Genomic DNA, 16,992 nt, shown 5'->3' with positions numbered 1-16,992 from the left:
TCAAATACTGTTGAGATCGTTTGGTTGAAAATTCCACTGCCGCGGAAGGCTCAGCATGCCAACCGCCTTGAAGTTATCTTCAACACGGAATGAACACGCATTTTTTGCTTCTGCGTAAGTAATGAATCCAACATTGTCGTTAATCGCTACCCGCCACTTGTACTGACCGCTCAGCAGAGGCAGATCTGCAAAGTCAATCGATACAGTTCCTGCGCTCGAAGAGCGGTAGGCCGGGATTTTGTCCATCAGTGTGGTAGCACCACAGAGATACAGTTCATCATGTCTGTAGAGATTGAAGACGAAACTGATCTCTTCCGGCGGTGTGTCAACCAGTGCGACGAAATCGAAACACACACTTACAGATTGCCCGGTTGTCACGGTTTCCAGTGCCGTGCCCTCAGTATCCGTCAGGCGTACATCCGTAATTTTAAACAGCTGATCCGCAGATTCGTTATCACTTGGAGTCGCTTTAAGGGCGACACTTTTTTGTTTGTCGGCATCTGAGTCGCAGGTTTGGTGACTTTCATCGATGGCCGCTGCTGCGAGTGTGGCTGCAAATGCTGCAGTGGTACTTTGAGCAACCTGGGCCTCCATTTCGATCATGTATTGATCAATGACTCTAGGTGCAGGCCCGAACATGACTTGTCGGCCTTCTTTCAGGTACAGCGCTCGTTCGCACACCGATTTAACTTGATACTGGTCGTGGGATACAAAAAGGATAGTACAACCCCGATCACGTATTTCGTAAAATTTCGACAGGCAACGTCGCTGGAATGCCGCATCACCGACTGCAAGAATTTCATCGACGATCAATATTTCGGGTTCAACGTGAACAGATACCGAGAATGCAAGCCTGGCAAACATACCGCTCGAGTAGTGTTTTACAGGGCTGTCGATAAACTGCCCGATGTCAGCAAAGCCGGCAATTTTATCAAATCGATTATCAATTTCTTCTTTTGATAATCCAAGAATCGACGCGCTCAGATAAACGTTTTCACGCCCTGTAAACTCCGGGTTGAAACCAGAGCCGAGTTCAAGCAAAGCTGACAAACGACCTTGCCGCTCTACGTGACCGTGCGAAGGAGTAAGCGTCCCGCAGATGATCTGCAACAGTGTGGATTTCCCAGAGCCGTTGCGCCCCACAATACCGACCGTTTCCCCTTTCTTGACATCAAAGTTGATATCCCGCAGCGCCCAGAACTCATCGCTGGGATTGGTAGCGCCTTTCCAGAGTATTTGCTTCAGTCGGTCTTGTGGTTTTTCATAAAGATGATAAATCTTTGATACGCCCGCAACCGAAATTGCCAAGTCATTAGAGGACATCAGCAAACCCCTTTCTTGTCTTCTGGAACCAGATATAGCCTAGCCATGCAATGCTGACTGCGCAGAGTGTGTAAACCGCCAAGCCCTGAAAGTTTGGGAGTCTCCCCCATATCATCACTTCCCGTGCTTGCTCAATAATGAAGGTGAGCGGGTTAATCATCAACCATGGACGTACGGCCTCAGGCAATGATGTGGCAGGGTAGAAAACTGGGGAAAGAAACATGAGCACGGTAGTGAAAAGACCAATGGTTTGAGCCACGTCGCGTAAATACACGCCCAGTGAAGCGAGAAACCAGGCCGCCCCTAGCGAGAGTATGATGAGTGGCAATATTACCAATGGTATAAATACAGCGGTCCATTGAATAAAACCGTTGAAAATCAAGAAGGCGATCAGTAGAACAGCAAGGCTTACTGTCGCATGGAAAAGTGCTACGCCAATACTGATAGCCGGAAGTATTTCAATAGGGAATACAACTTTTTTGACGTAATTCGCATTGTCCAGGATCACTCTTGGAGATCGATTCAAGATTTCTGAAAATAAACCGTGAACGATCATGCCTACGAATAATATAACGGCGAAATCAGTCTTGCTATCAGTCCCGCCCGTGCCCCAGCGCGATTTGAACACCACTGCGAAAAAGAAGGTGTATACCAACAACATCAGTACCGGGTTAAAAAAAGACCATGCCAAACCCAGCATCGACCCTCGGTACCGTCCGATTACCTCTCTCTTTGTCATTTGCAGAATGAGTCGACGATTGCGCCACAAACACGAAATCAAGGTGACCGGAGAAACTGAATGCTTGCTATGTGGGTTGACCGGTGTTGCCTTTTGCATCGATACACTCACTTTTTGAATCCTTTGGGGGGGTGCTCTGCCTGCGTCAATAATCTGCGTGCATAGTTTCAGTGCAGAGTTCAGCACACCAATCTGATTGTTTGCTTGCAAATGCCAGGTCGACATCGCGAGCCACCTTGCCATCCCAGCGCGGCTTAGTATAAGCGAATCACAGAGCCAATTTTTTTTTCAAGGATTGGTCGCCGAGAGGGCATGACGCTTTGCTGCGGAAAATGTTGTAGGTCTCCATAAGCACTCGCTGAGGAACTGGGTCCCCCTGTTTTACGCAACAAGCGCTAAAATCTCGCGATTGAAGGGGCGTGGGTAGCAAATGATTTGAGTGGATCCACCAGAAAGCTCTTGCCAGTGTCGGTGCAGAGAGTGATTGGCGCCTTGGATAGGGTTTGCTTTCTCTGAAAAGATCCTGCCGGAGGCTGCATTCGCCCCTTGGAGGCGACAGAATCCAAACGTATGGACGCAAGTGTAACACCCTCGAATTAAGTCGTATAACCCCTAAATTATTCGTAACCGTCCATGATCCGCCACATTCAAAACGAGGCCTGATCTTCGATGCGGGCACCCGATTTTCTGTAGGGAAGCAGCGCCTCGCCACGCGGCCTGGGCCACAGTGAAACGGTTTGTTTCTACCTCAAGCCAGTCGGCTTCCGAAAATCCATCGACGGTCTCGTCGCCCTGGCTGAGCTGGAAACTTGAAGCAGCCGTGTTCAACCTGGCATTTTTCGTTTTTTTCAATAGCCCTCGCACTGAGCGTAAGGTCGCTGATCTCGAAGAGCAGAATACGCTGTTACGTCAGCACTTGTTCGGCTGTAGATGGGGGGCACCGATGAATTGGTAACACCCCAAATGGCGCTCTTTAGCGAGGTCGAAGCATCGCTGATACCTGTTGCTGAACAGGCCGATGAGGAGGTCGTCACGTCGGCTGGGCACGGCAAGCGCAGGCCGTTTCGGTAGGCGTGCTGTTTATCAAGGCCATCCGCGAATGCCCCGAGCGTGAGCTGATCTGCTATTGCGGGTGTCGCAAACATGTTGTCGGCGAAGCTCCTCATATAGACGTGCAAGTGGTTTTGTGATCCTCTGCCTGAGTCAGCTTGGCGAAGGATTAATTTTGCTAGCGGCCTTAGTTGTTGAGTGTCCCGCAGGCATGCATACGTATGGTGTGCGATCATTGATCTTTGGACAGTCTCTATCGTCAGTTTTAAGGTGATGAGGGGAGGTGTTTATGTACAATGACGTATCAGAACCAGTGATAAGGGACAGGCTTGGCAGGTCAAATACTTATGGACAAATTTAGATTTTTTTTACTGGGTCTGCCTCGTAGGCAAAAAAGATTGTTACAGGTGGCCACTGATACGGTGCTGGTTTGGTTTGCGCTATGGCTTGCCTTCATCGTTCGTCTGGGCATCGACGACATGTACAATCCCCTAAAGGTCCATTTCTGGCTCTTCGTGTGCGCGCCAGTGGTGGCCGTCCCTCTCTTTGTCCGCTTCGGTATGTACCGAGCGGTTATGCGTTACTTTGGTAATGACGCGTTGATTGCAATCATCAAGGCCGTCAGCCTCTCATCACTGCTCCTCGCGGTCGTTGTCTATTGGTACAGCAATCACGAAGCCGTGGTGCCACGTTCCATTATTTTCAACTACTGGTGGTTGAGCCTCGTCATAATTGGCGGGCTGCGTCTTTGTATGCGCCAATATTTTATGGGTGACTGGTTCACCGCCGCCCAGCATGTCCCGTTCACCAATCGTGACAATGGGCTGACCAAGGTGGCCATCTATGGAGCCGGTGTTGCGGGCAATCAACTTGTTGCTGCTCTGCGTATGGGCCGGGTTATGCGGCCTGTCGCTTTCATTGACGATGATACAAGCATTACGGATCGTTCGATTGCTGGCTTACAGGTTTACAAGCCCAAGCATATTCAGCAAATGATTGATGTGACGGGGGCGGAGGAGATTCTTCTAGCCCTGCCGTCTTCTACTCGAGCGCGACGTCGGGAGATTCTCGATCTTCTGGAAGGCTTTCCGCTTCACGTTCGCAGTGTGCCGAACTTTACCGATCTGGCGAGTGGCCGGGTGACGGTCGATGACATCCAGGAGGTTGATATCGCCGATTTGCTGGGGCGCGATTCGATTCCGGCGCAACCTGATCTGCTGGCGCGCTGTATCAAGGGTAAGACGGTGATGGTTACAGGAGCCGGTGGGTCGATTGGTTCGGAATTGTGCCGGCAGATTTTTTCCATTGGTCCGACCACGCTTTTGTTGTTCGAGCATAGTGAGTTCAATCTTTACAGTATCTTGTTCGAGCTTGAGCAGCGTATTGCCCGTGAATCACTGTCTGTCCGGTTATTGCCTATCTTGGGTTCCATTCGTAATCCCAATAAGCTCTTTGATGTAATGAAGACTTGGAATGTGGACACGGTCTATCACGCAGCAGCGTACAAACACGTTCCCATGGTTGAACACAATATCGCCGAAGGCGTGCTGAATAATGTTATTGGGACCCTCAATACCGCTCAGGCTGCATTGCAGGCAAGTGTTGCGAACTTTGTACTGATTTCCACAGACAAGGCGGTGCGCCCCACCAATGTAATGGGTAGCACCAAGCGGCTGGCCGAATTGATCCTTCAGGCTCTGAGTCGGGAGATTGCGCCGGTATTTTTCGGCGATAAGGTTAACGTATCGCGGGTAAATAAAACCCGATTCACTATGGTCCGGTTTGGCAATGTGCTGGGTTCTTCCGGCTCAGTGATTCCTCTGTTCCATAAGCAGATCAAATCGGGTGGGCCGTTGACGGTCACCCATCCGAAAATCACCCGTTATTTCATGACCATCCCCGAGGCGGCGCAGCTGGTAATTCAGGCAGGATCGATGGGGCAGGGCGGTGACGTGTTTGTGCTCGATATGGGCGAGCCGGTTAAGATTGTCGAGCTGGCGGAGAAGATGATTCACCTTTCGGGTTTGAGCGTTCGCTCTGAAAAAAATCTTCACGGTGATATCTCAATCGAATTCACCGGCCTGCGCCCAGGCGAAAAGCTTTACGAAGAGTTGCTGATTGGTGACAACGTGGCAGCAACCCCGCATCCAATGATCATGAGTGCCAATGAAGATCATCTGCCTTGGGATGTACTCAAGGCTAGGCTGACTGAGCTGCTTGTTGCCGTTGAGCTGGATGACTATTCCCGGGTTCGTCAGTTGCTGCGCGAGACAGTCAGTGGCTACACACCAGATGGCGATATCGTCGACTGGATTTACCAGCAGCGTCGCCTCGAACCCTGACCCCAAATATACGGCGTGCCTTGAGGGCGGCGGGCTTTTTACGTCGATGGATGGGTTGCTAAGCCTCAAGGGGGGGGCGTGACAAAGTTGACGTCGGTCAAGTAACTAAAGTTGTTATTTGAACTCAGTGAGCGCGGATCTTATGGGCGCCCTGCAACAGTCATGATTAAAGAAAATACACAGTATCGAATTGTGTAGGGTATTTTCGTCATTGTCTGAGTGCAAGGCGACTCTATTCAACCAAATCACTCTTTTTTATATCTTCCACTTCTGAATATCAGCTTATTTGCATGCGCGATGCAGGGTGTCCACGCTCCTTATCGTCACCGTGCAAATATGAAGAGGTGGAGCCGTTGCCTTGAAAAGCATCAGGAGCTAAGTTACTACGTGATCTGGTGTCAGTATTCTTTAAGAGTTCAGCTAGTCTCTGTGCCCAACAGTCGGGCTAATCCAACCTTCATTGGTGTCTGCTCGGGGAGCTGAAATCTTTCAAGTAGTCGTTGGTTATTTGCCCGTGAGTGGCGAATATCTCCGGAGCGCGCTGAACCATAGCTCACTGGTGGCAGTTCTCCGACTACTTCGGCCAATGTTTCCAACATCTGATTGAGTGTGGTGGCTTGATTCATTCCGACGTTGATTGCGCCCACTTCGACCTGCGGCGCTTCGATGGCTTGCACCAACACCTTTACTAAATCTTCCACATAAACAAAGTCTCGGGTTTGTTCGCCGTCGCCGAAGACTGTAATGGGTAGACCTTTATGTGCCCGCTCGCTGAAAATACTAATCACCCCCGAGTACGGTGACGAAGGGTCTTGGCGTGGGCCAAAGATATTGAAAAAACGGAACACCACCGGCTCAAGAGCATGCTGGCGTCGGTAGAAGTCGAAGTAATACTCGCTCGCCAGTTTGTCCGAGGCATAGGGTGTTAACGGCGCCTTAGGTGTCTCCTCGTCGATAGCCTGTCCTTCTCCATTGTTGCCGTAAACCGCTGCACTGGAGGCAAATACCACGCGTTTGACTTCCGCTTGGCGCATAGCTTCGCAGACGTTCAAGCTACCTATGAAGTTACTCTGGTGGGTGCGTACAGGATCGTCTACTGAGGCTTGGACCGAAGCCACTGCCGCTAAGTGCACAACTGCCCGACAACCAATCATGACCCGAGCAACCAGGGCGGCATTGGCTACATCGCCCTCGACAAATTCGACGTATGGGTTTTCTTGCGGCAGGTTGCTGCGTTTTCCGGTGGACAAGTCGTCGAGAATTCGCACTGCGTAGCCTTTGGCGAGCAAAGCATCGGTCAGATGGGAGCCAATAAAACCGGCGCCGCCGGTGATTAAAATAGGGGCGTTAGCCATGATGGTAAACCTATTGAATGATGTCGGGGGTGTTGTGCTGTGAACACAATTTGTGCCCTGAAATACGCAGTTTTTGCGAGCGGAGCCAGATGCAGTGGATCTTGGGTGGTGTAAGGCTGTACGGTTTCCTGATGCTCGGCGAGAGTAAGTGTCCCATAACGACGCTACGCAATCGAGTTGTGTTTGTGCTCAACAGTCCGTTTGCGTTCGTTTTCTCCGGTTTAGAAGGATTGATGTCAGTGCGGTGTTGACGCGCTGGTAGAGCAGCGTCTTACTCACTCTATGCCTTTCAAAACGCTCGATGTAGTGGGATAGGTTTTGGTATTTCGACATGTGCGACGGTGCTAAGGCCTCTGCCAGCGTCGAGATCAGGATGATAGTGTTTTGGTCGGCGCTGTCCGAGGCTTTTCGCCCAGGAAAAAACTCTATGAAGAGTTGCTGATCGGTGTCGACGTGGCAGCCATCCAACATCCGATGATCATGAGCGCCGATGAAGACTATCTGCCTTGGGATGTACTCAAAGTTCGCTTGAGAGAGTTGCTGTTCGCTGTCGATCAAGATGATTACACCCGCGTCCGCCAACTCCTGCGCGAAACCGTCTCCGGCTACACCCCCGATGGCGAAATCGTCGACTGGATCTACCAGCAACGCCGCCTCGAACCTTGATTATTTCACATCCTGTAACGCTCGCATTTTTGACTTCCCTCCATCATGACCTACGTTTGGAGAGCAGCTTGGGAAAAGCTGCTTTCTCAAACGATGATGGAGCGTCACTTATGCGTACCAGTTATTTCTACTCGCTGATTTTTGCTTTCCTCACCAGCGCCTCGATTGCTGCGATTGCTGCGCCTGTAGCGCCGACCGAGTCAACAAAAGCGCCGTTGCTGATGGATGCGGCTGCGCCCTCGGCAAGCGCGAAGGTCGATCTCAACGGCGCGGATGCGGCGACGTTGCAGAAGGAGTTGGCGGGTGTGGGTGAGGCGAAGGCTCAGGCGATTGTTGCGTATCGCGATACTAATGGGCCGTTCGCGTCGGTGGATGAGTTGCTGGAAGTGAAGGGGATTGGTAAGGCGATTCTGGATCGCAATCGTGAAAAGCTGGAAGTGAACTAAGCTGACAGTTCAACGCCGAGAGGCCGGTCATTGACCGGCCTTTTTATTGGGTGCCGATCTGGTGGATGTCTGAATGCTAAAAATTACGGGTATCATATTGTGTCTTGATTATGCCTATAATAATTTCGCTCGGGTCTGATTCAGCAGCCGAATCGCAGCACACCGATGCACGTCGAATTTTGAATTGATAAGGGGTAACCACGATATGAACCAACGTCGAGTCGTCGTCACGGGCATGGGCCTGGTTTCACCCTTGGGCAGTGATGTTGAAATCGTCTGGCAGCGTTTGCTGGCCGGTCGTTCCGGGTTGCGCAACTTGCCAGATGCAGTCGTGGCTGATCTGCCGACCCGGGTCGGCGGCAGTGTGCCGACGGTGGAGGAGGATGCCGAGGCCGGGTTTGATCCGGATCGTGCGACGCCGCCCAAGGAACAGAAGAAGATGGATCGCTTCATCATGTTTGCCATGGAAGCGGCGCGGCAGGCGCTGGAGCAGGCCGGCTGGCATCCGGCGGACGCTGAAAGCCAGGAGCGCACTGCAACAATCATCGGCTCGGGTGTCGGTGGTTTCGGTGCGATTGCCGATGCGGTGCGTACCACTGACAGCCGTGGTCCTCGGCGTTTGTCGCCGTTCACCATTCCATCGTTTCTGGTCAATCTCGCGGCGGGTCATGTCTCGATCCAGCATGGCCTCAAAGGGCCGTTGGGCGCTCCGGTTACCGCATGTGCCGCCGGGGTTCAGGCGATCGGCGATGCAGCGCGGTTGATCAGGGCGGGGGAGGCGGACATCGCTGTATGTGGCGGTGCGGAGGCGTCGATCGATCGCGTCAGTCTCGCCGGTTTCGCGGCGGCGCGGGCGTTGTCCAGCGGCTACAACGACACCCCGGAAAAAGCTTCGCGTCCCTTCGACAGTGGGCGTGATGGTTTCGTGATGGGCGAGGGCGCTGGTTTGTTGGTGATCGAATCGCTCGAGCATGCGCTGGCACGCGGTGCGACGCCGTTGGCCGAACTGGTCGGCTATGGCACCACGGCCGATGCCTACCACCTGACCGCCGGACCTGAGGACGGCAGTGGCGCTCGCCGGGCGATGCAATTGGCACTGGCTCAGGGCGGTGTAACGCCGGAGCAGGTGCAGCATCTCAACGCACATGCGACGTCGACGCCGGTCGGTGATCTGGGCGAGTTGGCGGCGATCAAGGCGTTGTTTGGCACGCAGAACAAGATCGCCGTGACTTCGACCAAATCTGCTACCGGTCATTTGCTCGGCGCGGCGGGTGGGCTGGAGGCGATTTTCACGCTGCTGGCGATTCGTGATCAGGTGGTGCCACCAACGCTCAACTTCGAAAACCCGGATCCGGCGAGCGAAGGGGTAGACATCGTGCATGGCGAGGCGCGTTCCATTTCAATCGAATATGCCTTGTCCAACGGCTTTGGTTTTGGCGGGGTCAATGCGAGCGTGTTGTTCAAACGCTGGGAAGGTTAATCGCTCGATTGCTTGAGATGTTCGCGGGTGACGTCGAGGATGCGCTGAGCGAAGTCGGCATCCGCGACGCTGCGTGACAGCAGCAATGCGCCAGCCAGGGTGGCCATGATGACAATGCTGCGATCGGCGCTGTTCTCGCCTTCGAGCGTGCCTTGAATTTGTTCGAGGCGAGCATTGAGGACTTCGTCGCTGGTGGGGCTTGGTTGGCCGCGCAGGCCCAGCTCCGAGGAAATGGTCAGCAGCGGGCAGCCTTCGTCGGGCGAGGTCTGATGCCACTCTGACAGGTAGGTGTCGATGAACACTTGCAGAGGGTTTTCCTGCGCGAAGATTTCTTCGCACAGGCCCGCGACTTGCTCGCCGGCCTCTTGCAGGGCTTTTTCGACCAGCTCTTCCTTGGATTTGAAGTGCGAGTAGAAACCGCCATGGGTCAAGCCCAGGGCTTTCATCAAAGGCTGCAGGCCGGTGCCGCCGATACCGTCCTTGCGAAATCGGGCGGAAGCCTCCTTGATGATGCGTTGATGGGTCTGGGCTTTGTGATCTGGCGAGTAACGCATGTGGAGCTCTCCGCGACGATGCTGCCATCTTAACCACGGAAGATTAAATGGTGACTGTACTTCTAAAATCTAAACAGCCTGCGGGTAAGTCCGATTGTGCTGAAAAAACTAACCCCGCCATTGCGGCGGGGCTCGTATCAGCGGTCTTGCGCATCCTTGGCATCCGCTTCGGCATTGCGCTGTGCGACGCGCTTGCGTTCTTCATCGGTCAGTTCGACCTTGTTGGCGGTGTCGCGCAACATCATCAATCCGCCGACAATCGAGCCGATCGCAACGACCAGAATCAACCAGGCATACCAGGGCATAACGGCTCTCCTTAATGGCAGCTCGACGGGCGAGGACTTCGCCGTGCGATGCTGCATACCACCTTTGAGCGAAACGACTTCGCAGTGGTTCCATTCTAGGCCGCTTGCACCCGGTGCATCCGAAATTCCTGTAGGAGCTGCCGAAGGCTGCGATCTTTTGATCTTGAAAAGCAAAGATCGCAGCCTCGTTTCACTCGTCAGCTCCTACAGGGGACGAGTCGTTACAGGCCTGTGAGCATGGCATCCGCCGGCGCATCGGCGCGCAGTTGCCCGGTGAGCATGAAGTAGCAGAACCCCACCGCCATGAAACCGAGGAAAATCAGCCCGATCAGTGTGTTGAACCACGCCATCGCCACCAGGCAAACCACCGCCAGCACCAGCGCGATCAGCGGAACCAGCGGATAGCACGGCGCGCGGAAAGTACGCTCCAGATTCGGTTCCGATTTACGCAGTTTGAACAGGCTGAGCATGCTCATGATGTACATCACGATGGCGCCGAACACGGCCATGGTGATCATCGCGGCGGTGAGTGTCATGCCGCCGAGGTTGATCAGACCGTCGCTGTAGATCGCCGCGATGCCGATAAGGCCGCCAGCGATGATTGCGCGGTGCGGGGTCTGGAAGCGCGACAGTTTTGCCAATGAGGCGGGCAGGTAACCGGCGCGGGCGAGGGCGAAGAATTGCCGCGAATAACCAAGGATGATGCCGTGGAAACTGGCGACCAGGCCGAACAGGCCGATCCAGACCAGCATGTGCAGCCAGCCGGAGTTGTCGCCGACCACGGTTTTCATCGCCTGCGGCAGTGGGTCGTTGATGTTGGACAAGGTGCGCCAGTCGCCGACGCCGCCAGCGAAGAACATCACGCCCATTGCCAGCAGCACCAGCGTCAGGATGCCGCTTATGTAGGCTTTTGGGATCGTGCGTTTCGGGTCCTTGGCTTCCTCGGCGGCCATGGCGGCGCCTTCGATGGCGAGGAAGAACCAGATTGCAAATGGAATTGCCGCGAACATCCCGGCAATTGCCGGCGCGCCGAAGACGTCGGAACCGGCCCAACCATTCAGCGCGAAGTTGCTGAAGCTGAACGCCGGCGCGACCACGCCCATGAACACCAGCAACTCAGCCACCGCCAGCACGCAGACGATCAGCTCGAACGTCGCGGCCAGTTTCACCCCGAGAATGTTCAGGCCCATGAACACGATGTACGCCCCGACCGCCGCGTGTTTCGGGTCGAGTGCCGGAAATTGCACATTGAGATACGCGCCAATCGCCAAGGCAATCGCTGGCGGGGCGAAGACGAATTCGATCAGTGTGGCCAGTCCGGCGATCAATCCGCCTTTTTCGCCAAACGCGCGGCGGCTGTAGGCAAACGGCCCGCCGGCATGGGGAATCGCGGTGGTCAGTTCGGTAAAGCTGAAGATAAAGCAGGTGTACATGGTCGCGACCATGAATGAGGTCACCAGAAAACCCAGCGTACCGGCCACGCCCCAGCCGTAACTCCAGCCGAAATATTCCCCGGAAATCACCAGCCCCACGGCAATACCCCACAGGTGCAACGTGCCCAGCGTGGGTTTGAGTTGTGTGTTCATGCGCTTGCTCCCGCAATGGTTGGAAAGCTCAGGGGAGGGCGTGTGCAGTGGGCGTGCCATTACGCTGAAACAAGTCGTAATGAGTTCAAAGCTGTCGCAGGGGGGATGTTCGGGTGGGGATAGCTGCTTTTTGTGCGCCAGTTGGGTGCGATGTTGTCGGTGATGCCGTCTTCGCGAGCAGGCTCGCTCCCACATTTTGAAATGCGTTGCCCCGGTGGGAGCGAGCCTGCTCGCGAAGGCGCAGCCCAAACACCACGAAACTCAGCCGTAAAGCCCGCATAAACCCACTCTTTACGCTTTCTTTATGACCCACGCCGCGCCTCGCTCTCGTTCCTTTACAGCCTCCTTCCCGACAATCGCTGCACACGCGGCAATACGCCGTTACACGGAGATCTTCCATGAGCGTTCTGGACGGGGTGTCACTGCTGTTGGCAGTGGGGCTGTTCATTTATCTGTTGGTTGCGCTGTTGCGCGCGGACCGGAACTAGGAGCGGCTATGCACAGTTATGACTATTGGCTGATCCTCGGGTTTTTTGCGCTGGTCCTGCTGCCGGCGCCGTTCCTTGGGCGCTTCTATTACAAGGTGATGGAGGGCCAGCGCACCTGGCTGACGCCGATTCTCGGCCCGGTCGAGCGCGGTTGCTATCGTCTTGCCGGGGTCGATGCGCAGGCGGAGCAGAGCTGGCAGAAGTACACGCTGGCGCTGCTGGCGTTCAACCTTGCAGGTTTCCTGTTGCTGTTTGCGATTCTGCTGTTCCAGGATCACCTGCCGCTGAACCCGCAAAACCTGCCGGGCCAGGAATGGACCCAGGCGTTCAACACCGCGGTCAGTTTCATGACCAATACCAACTGGCAGTCCTACAGCGGCGAAGCGACCCTCAGCTACCTGAGCCAGATGGTCGGTCTCACCGTGCAGAACTTCGTCAGCGCCGCCACCGGCCTCGCCGTACTTGTCGCGCTGTGCCGTGGGATCGGCCGTAAGTCGGCGCAGACCCTCGGCAACTTCTGGGTCGACATGACCCGCGCCACCCTCTATGGCCTGCTGCCGCTGTGCCTGCTGCTGGCGCTGTACCTGGTCTGGCAGGGCGTGCCGCAAACCTTCGCCCAGTATGTAAATGCCGTGACTTTGCAAGGCGTCGATCAGGTGATCCCGCTCGGCCCGGCCGCCAGCCAGATTGCGATCAAGCAACTGGGCACCAACGGTGGCGGTTTCTTCGGGGTCAACTCCGCGCACCCGTTCGAGAACCCGACCGCGTGGAGCAACCTGTTCGAAGTCGCCTCGATCATTCTGATCCCGGTGGCGCTGGTGTTCACCTTCGGCCACTACGTCAAGGATCTGCGCCAGAGCCGCGCGATCATCGCCTGCATGCTGGCGCTGTTCCTGATCGGCGGTGCGACGTCGTTGTGGGCCGAGTATCAGCCGAATCCGACCCTGAACAACGCTGCCGTCGAGCAGACCGCGCCGCTGGAAGGCAAGGAAGCGCGCTTCGGTACCACCGCGACGGTGCTGTGGTCGGTGACCACCACGGCGGCGTCGAACGGCTCGGTCAACGGCATGCACGACAGCCTCAACCCGCTCAGCGGCATGGTCGCGCTGGTCAACATGATGGTCGGCGAAGTGATCTTCGGCGGTGTCGGCGCCGGGCTCTACGGCATGTTGCTCAACGTGCTGATCGCGGTGTTCCTCGCCGGTCTGATGATCGGTCGGACACCGGAATACCTCGGCAAGAAGCTTCAAGCGCGTGAGGTGCAATTGTTGGTGGTGACGCTGCTGGTGATGCCCGTCGGCGTGCTGGTGCTCGGCGCGATTGCCGCCACGGTTCCCAGCGCTGCGGCAACCATCAGCAACCCCGGCGCGCATGGCTTCAGTCAGTTGCTCTACGCCTACACCTCGGCCAGCGCCAACAACGGCTCGGCGTTCGGTGGCCTGGGCGCGAACACGCCGTTCCACAACCTGATGCTCGGCCTGGGCATGTTGATCGGCCGCTTCGGCTACATCCTGCCGGTGCTGGCACTGGCCGGTAGTTTGGCGATGAAGAAAAGCGCACCGATCGGCCAGAACAGCTTCCCGACTCACGGCCCGCTGTTCGTGACCCTGTTGACCGTGACCATTTTGCTGGTGGGCGGCCTGACGTTCTTGCCGACGCTGGCGCTCGGTCCTATCGCCGAACATTTAAGTATGGGCTTCTAAGGAATCCATCATGAATATGCCTGCAATCAAACCCGCCGCCGTCAAGGCGCCGGAACAAGCCAAAACCGCGATCTCGGCCCTGTGGCGTCCGGCGCTGGTGCAAGCCTTCGTCAAGCTCGACCCTCGGCAACTGGCGCGTTCGCCAGTGATGCTGGTGGTCGAACTGACGGCGATTTTCACCACCGTGCTGTGCTTCATTCCGGACGCTGATGTGCCGACCTTCGTCGCCGCACAAATCGCTCTGTGGCTGTGGTTCACCGTGCTGTTCGCCAACTTCGCCGAAGCCTTGGCCGAAGGTCGTGGCAAGGCTCGCGCCGACAGCCTCAAGGCCGGCAGCGAAGGCCTCAGCGCCCGCTGCCGCCAAGCCGATGGCAGCTTCAAGATCGTGCCGGCTGCCAATCTGCGCAAGGGCGACGTGGTGCGAGTCGAAGCCGGGGAGATGATCCCCGGTGACGGCGAAGTCATCGAAGGTATTGCGGCGGTCAACGAAGCGGCGATCACTGGCGAATCGGCGCCGGTGATCCGCGAGTCCGGCGGCGACCGTTCCGCCGTCACCGGCAACACGCGGTTGGTGTCCGACTGGCTGCTGGTGAAGATCACCACCAACCCTGGTGAATCGACCCTCGACCGCATGATCGCCCTGGTCGAAGGCGCCAAGCGTCAGAAGACCCCGAACGAAGTCGCGCTGGATATCCTGCTGATCGGCCTGACCCTGATCTTTCTGCTGGTGGTCGTCACCCTGCAACCGTTCGCGCACTTTGCCAATGGCAGCCTGCCGCTGGTGTTCCTCGTGGCGTTATTGGTCACGCTGATTCCGACCACCATCGGCGGTCTGCTGTCGGCCATCGGTATCGCCGGGATGGATCGGCTGGTGCGCCTGAATGTGATCGCCAAATCCGGCCGCGCTGTGGAAGCGGCGGGTGACGTGCACGTGCTGTTGCTCGACAAGACCGGCACCATCACCTTCGGCAACCGTCGTTGCAGCGCGGTGTATGCCGCGCCGGGTGTGAGCGGCCGTGAGCTGGCCGAAGGCGCGCTGTTCGCCTCGCTGGCCGACGAAACCGCTGAGGGCAAGTCGATCGTCGAGTTCCTCCGTGGCCTGCATCCACAACCGGAGCCGGCCCCGGAAGCCCTGACCGCCGTGCCGTTCAGTGCGGAAACCCGCTTGTCTGGCGTCGATTATCAGGGCCGCGTGTATCGCAAAGGGGCGGTGGATTCGCTGCTGGCGTTTCTCGGTCAACAACGTAGTGATCTGGCCCCGGCGCTGGCGCGGGAAATCGACAAGATCGCCCAAAGTGGCGGCACGCCGTTGCTGGTCTGCGCTGACGGCAAATTGCTTGGCGCGATCCATCTCAAGGACGTGGTCAAGCCAGGCATCCGTGAGCGTTTTGCCGAGTTGCGCAAACTGGGAATTCGCACGGTGATGGTCACCGGCGACAACCCGCTGACCGCAGCAGCGATCGCCGCTGAAGCGGGCGTCGATGATGTGCTCGCCGAAGCCACGCCGGAGAAGAAACTCGCGCGCATTCGTCACGAGCAGAACGACGGTCGCCTGGTCGCCATGTGCGGCGACGGCGCCAACGACGCCCCGGCGCTGGCCCAGGCAGACGTCGGCATGGCCATGAACGACGGCACGCAAGCGGCACGCGAAGCGGCGAACATGGTCGATCTCGATAGCGACCCGACCAAGCTGCTCGACGTGGTGCAGATCGGCAAGGAATTGCTGGTGACCCGTGGCGCGCTGACGACCTTTTCCATCGCCAACGACATCGCCAAGTACTTCGCGATTCTGCCGGCGCTGTTCGCCTCGATTTACCCGCAGCTGGGCGTGCTGAACATCATGCATCTGAGCAGTCCGCAGAGCGCGATTCTCTCGGCCATCGTGTTCAACGCTTTGATCATCGTTGTGCTGATTCCATTGGCATTGCGCGGTGTGCGCGTGCAAGCAGCGAGTGCGGCGGCGTTGCTGCGGCGCAATCTGCTGATCTATGGCGTCGGCGGGATTGTCGTGCCGTTCGTGGGGATCAAGGTGATCGACATGCTGCTTACGGCGTTGCATCTGGTGTAAGGCTGAAAAGAGCCCCTCACCCTAACCCTCTCCCGGGGGGAGAGGGGACTGACCGAGGTGTTTGTGCGAGGTTCGCCGACCTGAAATTCCGAGCCTAACTCAGGTTTTGAACAGCAAAAGGATCGGCTCCCTTTCCCCCTCGCCCCCTTGGGGGAGAGGGCTGGGGTGAGGGGGAAAAATCTCCCTGATACCCTGCAAAAGTTTGCCCAACGAATTCGAGGATTTTGAAATGTCCACAATGATACGCCCGGCCCTGACCCTGTTGGCGCTGATGACCCTGATCACCGGCGTCGCCTATCCACTCGCGGTCACCGGCATCGCCCAGGTCGCCTTTTCCGACCAAGCCAACGGCAGCCTGATCCACGACGCCGACGGCAAAGTCCGCGGCTCGGCGCTGATCGCCCAGGATTTCAGCGGCGACAACTGGTTCCACCCACGCCCGTCCGCCGGGGCTTTTGCCACGGTCGCCAGCGGCGCCAGCAACCTCGCGCCGAGCAATCCGGCCCTGGCGACCCGCGTAATCGAAGACGCGCAAAAACAACAAGTCGCTGGGCAGGGGCCGGTGCCATTGGCCTTGCTGACCACCTCCGCCAGCGGCCTCGATCCGCACTTGCCACCGGCGGCAATTGCCTATCAACTGGCGCGTGTCGCAGCAGCGCGTAACTTGCCGGTGTCGACCTTGCAGCAATTGCTCGATAAGCACATCGAACAGCCGCTGGTTGGGCCGCCGGTGGTGAATGTGCTGGAGCTGAATCTGGCACTGCAAAACCTGTAATCGGCGGCGCGGCCATTCGCGAGCAGGCTCGCTCCCACCTTTGGAATGCATATCCATGTGGGAGCGAGCCTGCTCGCGAAGGCGCCCTGACAATCACCGCATAAACATCAGA

At 56.6% G+C, this 16,992-nt stretch carries 13 protein-coding genes and 1 pseudogene; 8 read left to right on the top strand and 6 right to left on the bottom strand.

The window, feature by feature from the left end; translation table 11 throughout:
* Together J2Y39_RS11110 and J2Y39_RS11105 are read right to left on the bottom strand one after the other, a co-directional pair.
* Positions 1-1,323: an ABC transporter ATP-binding protein gene (locus J2Y39_RS11110; protein ID WP_100847746.1), complete on the bottom strand. Its 1,323-nt coding sequence runs from the start codon at positions 1,321-1,323 to the stop codon at positions 1-3.
* A complete protein-coding gene (locus J2Y39_RS11105; RefSeq protein ID WP_236168544.1) occupies positions 1,313-2,161 on the bottom strand; it encodes an ABC transporter permease in 849 nt (282 codons plus the stop codon). Before J2Y39_RS11105 ends, J2Y39_RS11110 begins: the two co-directional genes overlap by 11 nt.
* A 1,298-nt stretch (positions 2,162-3,459) precedes the next feature.
* Between J2Y39_RS11105 and J2Y39_RS11100 the strand changes: the two genes are divergently transcribed.
* Positions 3,460-5,454, top strand: a complete 1,995-nt coding sequence (locus J2Y39_RS11100) for a nucleoside-diphosphate sugar epimerase/dehydratase (RefSeq protein ID WP_236168448.1) — start codon at positions 3,460-3,462, stop codon at positions 5,452-5,454.
* A gap of 416 nt (positions 5,455-5,870) precedes the next feature.
* Here the strand turns inward: J2Y39_RS11100 and J2Y39_RS11095 are convergent, their stop codons facing one another.
* The gene (locus J2Y39_RS11095) at positions 5,871-6,809 is read right to left on the bottom strand and encodes an NAD-dependent epimerase/dehydratase family protein (RefSeq protein WP_100847748.1); all 939 of its coding nucleotides are present in this window, start codon (positions 6,807-6,809) and stop codon (positions 5,871-5,873) included.
* Positions 6,810-7,211: 402 nt separating this feature from the next.
* On the opposite strand from J2Y39_RS11095, the pseudogene J2Y39_RS11090 reads away from it, so the two are divergent.
* From J2Y39_RS11090 to fabF, 3 genes and pseudogenes are all read left to right on the top strand, one after another.
* Positions 7,212-7,475: pseudogene (locus J2Y39_RS11090) on the top strand (polysaccharide biosynthesis protein); the annotation flags it as partial.
* Positions 7,476-7,585: 110 nt separating this feature from the next.
* Positions 7,586-7,921 (top strand): helix-hairpin-helix domain-containing protein, encoded by a 336-nt coding sequence (locus tag J2Y39_RS11085; protein ID WP_150637814.1) that lies wholly within the window; start codon positions 7,586-7,588, stop codon positions 7,919-7,921.
* Positions 7,922-8,126: 205 nt separating this feature from the next.
* Positions 8,127-9,401, top strand: coding sequence for a beta-ketoacyl-ACP synthase II (gene fabF / locus J2Y39_RS11080; RefSeq protein WP_310217543.1), 1,275 nt, complete (start codon positions 8,127-8,129; stop codon positions 9,399-9,401).
* Here fabF and J2Y39_RS11075 read toward each other — a convergent pair.
* From J2Y39_RS11075 to eat, 3 genes are all read right to left on the bottom strand, one after another.
* Positions 9,398-9,955 carry a TetR/AcrR family transcriptional regulator gene (locus tag J2Y39_RS11075; RefSeq protein ID WP_041478311.1) on the bottom strand — a complete coding sequence of 186 codons (558 nt, stop codon included), beginning with the start codon at positions 9,953-9,955 and terminating at the stop codon, positions 9,398-9,400. The two genes, fabF and J2Y39_RS11075, sit on opposite strands and share 4 nt — an antisense overlap.
* 137 nt (positions 9,956-10,092) lie before the next feature.
* A complete protein-coding gene (locus J2Y39_RS11070; RefSeq protein ID WP_016770901.1) occupies positions 10,093-10,260 on the bottom strand; it encodes a DUF2897 family protein in 168 nt (55 codons plus the stop codon).
* Positions 10,261-10,481: 221 nt separating this feature from the next.
* Positions 10,482-11,846 carry an ethanolamine permease gene (gene eat, locus J2Y39_RS11065; RefSeq protein ID WP_016770900.1) on the bottom strand — a complete coding sequence of 455 codons (1,365 nt, stop codon included), beginning with the start codon at positions 11,844-11,846 and terminating at the stop codon, positions 10,482-10,484.
* Between the two features lie 398 nt (positions 11,847-12,244).
* On the opposite strand from eat, the gene kdpF reads away from it, so the two are divergent.
* From kdpF to kdpC, 4 genes are all read left to right on the top strand, one after another.
* Entirely contained in the window at positions 12,245-12,334 is a 90-nt protein-coding gene (gene kdpF / locus J2Y39_RS11060; protein ID WP_007899818.1) for a K(+)-transporting ATPase subunit F, read from the top strand.
* 8 nt (positions 12,335-12,342) lie between these two features.
* The gene (gene kdpA / locus J2Y39_RS11055) at positions 12,343-14,037 is read left to right on the top strand and encodes a potassium-transporting ATPase subunit KdpA (protein WP_252884650.1); all 1,695 of its coding nucleotides are present in this window, start codon (positions 12,343-12,345) and stop codon (positions 14,035-14,037) included.
* 10 nt (positions 14,038-14,047) lie between these two features.
* Positions 14,048-16,105 carry a potassium-transporting ATPase subunit KdpB gene (gene kdpB, locus J2Y39_RS11050; RefSeq protein ID WP_310217539.1) on the top strand — a complete coding sequence of 686 codons (2,058 nt, stop codon included), beginning with the start codon at positions 14,048-14,050 and terminating at the stop codon, positions 16,103-16,105.
* A gap of 229 nt (positions 16,106-16,334) precedes the next feature.
* Positions 16,335-16,880 (top strand): potassium-transporting ATPase subunit KdpC, encoded by a 546-nt coding sequence (gene kdpC / locus J2Y39_RS11045; protein ID WP_310217536.1) that lies wholly within the window; start codon positions 16,335-16,337, stop codon positions 16,878-16,880.
* Positions 16,881-16,992 lie beyond the last annotated feature (112 nt).

The sequence above is a fragment of the Pseudomonas sp. 2957 genome, from assembly GCF_031456345.1.
Taxonomy (GTDB): Bacteria; Pseudomonadota; Gammaproteobacteria; order Pseudomonadales; family Pseudomonadaceae; genus Aquipseudomonas; species Aquipseudomonas siliginis.
Note: the sequence above shows the minus strand (reverse complement) of the source record. Positions and strands in the feature narration are given on the sequence as shown.